Origin of the sequence: Alkalicoccobacillus porphyridii (genome assembly GCF_007293315.1) — a bacterium.
GTDB classification, from domain to species: domain Bacteria; phylum Bacillota; class Bacilli; order Bacillales; family Bacillaceae_D; genus Alkalicoccobacillus; species Alkalicoccobacillus porphyridii.
Genome location: NZ_VLXZ01000213.1, coordinates 1 through 273, shown reverse-complemented (window position 1 = coordinate 273; position 273 = coordinate 1). Strand labels below are relative to the sequence as shown.

The following is a 273-nucleotide window of genomic DNA, read 5'->3' as shown; positions in this document are numbered from 1 at the left end:
CAGTTGCGCCGAGTCCACATAGGCCTGGCCGATGCGCAAGGCCTTGGGGGTCAGCCAGTACTCCCGGCTGTCAGTTTCGGCAAAGCCCTCGTGCACCAAGGTCAGCAGAAACCGCCGCACCGCACTGGGCGTAAGGCCAGATAACCTGGCCGCCTGCGGCACACTCAGGCGCGGCTGCTCGGCGCTGAACAGTTGCATCAGCGCCAGGCCTTTCTGCAAGCCCGCGATCAAGTCACGGGGATGGATGGCGGGTGTGTTCATGCATTCGACTCG

1 protein-coding gene is annotated in these 273 nt (G+C 64.1%); it reads right to left on the bottom strand.

The genetic code is table 11. From position 1 onward, the window contains the following. Nucleotides 1-273, bottom strand: a 273-nt coding sequence (locus tag FN960_RS24070) for a helix-turn-helix domain-containing protein (RefSeq protein WP_221936858.1), incomplete at both ends; no start/stop codon positions are given.